Source organism: Phycicoccus sp. Soil803 (assembly GCF_001429685.1).
Taxonomy (GTDB): Bacteria; Actinomycetota; Actinomycetes; order Actinomycetales; family Dermatophilaceae; genus Pedococcus.
The window spans coordinates 3,995,006-3,996,958 of record NZ_LMST01000001.1 but is presented as its reverse complement, the minus strand read 5'-3'; the positions used below and the strand labels follow the sequence as shown (position 1 = coordinate 3,996,958).

The window sequence follows — 1,953 nt, the reverse complement described above, 5'->3', positions numbered from 1 at the left end:
GGCGGATGTGGATGCCGGGTCGGTGGCGAACACGGCGACCGCCCATGGCCTGACCCCGGGTGGCACTGACGTGCCGTCCAACCCCTCGGGCACCACCACCCCGACTCCGACAGGCGCGGGCCTGTCCCTGGTGAAGTCCGCGGCCCTGACCACGGATGCGAACAACGATGGCAAGGCTGGGGTTGGTGACCGGATCACCTTCTCCTTCGTCGTGACCAACAACGGCAGCACCACGCTGCACAAGGTCACGGTCGCGGACCAGCTGGTTGCCCCGGCGGGTCCGGCGGTGACGGTGACCTGCCCGGCCGGTGACCTCGCCCCGGGCGCGAGCCTCACCTGCACCTCCAGTGCCTACACGGTGACGCAGGCGGATGTGGATGCCGGTTCGGTGGCCAACACCGCGACCGCGCACGGCCTGACCCCTGGTGGCACCGATGTGCCGTCGAACCCGTCCGGCACGACCACCCCGACGCCCACGACGACCGGGCTGAGCCTGGTGAAGTCGGCCTCGATCAGCACCGACACCAATGGTGACGGCAAGGCCGGCGTCGGTGACCGGATCACCTTCTCGTTCGTCGTGACCAACAACGGCAGCACCACGCTGCACAACATCACCGTCGCGGACCAGCTGGTCGCCCCGGCGGGTCCGGCGGTGACGGTGACCTGCCCGGCCGGTGACCTCGCGCCNGGGCGCGTCGGTGACCTGTACGAGCTCGGTGTACACGGTGACGCAGGCGGATGTGGATGCCGGTTCGGTGGCGAACACGGCGACCGCGCACGGCCTGACCCCGGGCGGGACGGACGTGCCGTCCAACCCCTCGGGCACCACCACCCCGACCCCGACAGGCACGGGCCTGTCCCTGGTGAAGTCCGCGGCTCTGACCACGGATGCGAACAACGACGGCAAGGCCGGGGTGGGTGACCGGATCACCTTCTCGTTCCTCGTGAAGAACACCGGCACGATCACGTTGCACAACATCACCGTCGCGGACCAGCTCGTCGCCCCCGCCGGCCCGGCCGTCACGGTGACGTGTCCGACCGGTGACCTGGCACCGGGTGCGTCGGTGACGTGCACGAGCTCCGTGTACACGGTGACGCAGGCGGATGTGGACGCCGGGTCGGTGGCGAACACCGCGACGGCGCACGGGCTGACCCCTGGTGGCACGGATGTGCCGTCGAACCCGTCCGGCACCNTGATGGCAAGGCCGGCGTGGGTGACCAGATCACGTTCAGCTTCGTGGTGAAGAACACCGGCACCGTGACCCTGCACAACATCACCGTCGCGGACCAGCTTGTCGCCCCGGCCGGTCCTGCGGTGACGGTGACCTGCCCGGCTGGTGACCTCGCCCCGGGCGCCTCGGTCACGTGCACCAGCTCGGCCTACACGGTGACCCAGTCCGACGTCGATGCCGGTTCGGTGGCCAACACCGCGACCGCCCATGGCCTGAACCCTGGTGGGACGGATGTGCCGTCGAACCCGTCCGGCACCACGACGCCGACCCCGAGCAGCACCGGCCTGTCGTTGGTGAAGTCCGCGGCCCTGACCACGGATGCGAACAATGACGCCAAGGCCGGCGTGGGTGACGNAGATCACGTTCAGCTTCGTGGTGAAGAACACCGGCACTGTGACCCTGCACAACATCACGGTGGCGGACCAGCTCGTCGCCCCGGCCGGTCCGGCCGTCACGGTGACCTGCCCGGCCGGCGACCTCGCCCCCGGCGCCAGCCTCACCTGCACCTCCAGCGCGTACACGGTGACGCAGGCGGATGTGGATGCCGGTTCGGTGGCGAACACGGCGACCGCGCACGGCCTGACCCCGGGTGGCACCGACGTGCCGTCGAATCCCTCGAGCACCACCACGCCCNNGCCCACGACGACCGGGCTGAGCCTGGTGAAGTCCGCTGCGCTCACGACCGACACGAACGGTGACGGCAAGGCCGGCGTCGGTGACC

3 pseudogenes are annotated in these 1,953 nt (G+C 70.2%); all 3 read left to right on the top strand.

Annotated features, from left to right (window positions below):
- Nucleotides 1–7 precede the first annotated feature (7 nt).
- Nucleotides 8–687, top strand: a pseudogene (locus tag ASG95_RS22470) (hypothetical protein); the annotation flags it as partial.
- An 11-nt stretch (nt 688–698) separates the two neighbouring features.
- Nucleotides 699–1,193: pseudogene (locus ASG95_RS22465) on the top strand (cell wall anchor protein); the annotation flags it as partial.
- A gap of 17 nt (nt 1,194–1,210) precedes the next feature.
- A pseudogene (locus tag ASG95_RS22460) lies at nt 1,211–1,586 on the top strand (cell wall anchor protein); the annotation flags it as partial.
- Nucleotides 1,587–1,953 lie beyond the last annotated feature (367 nt).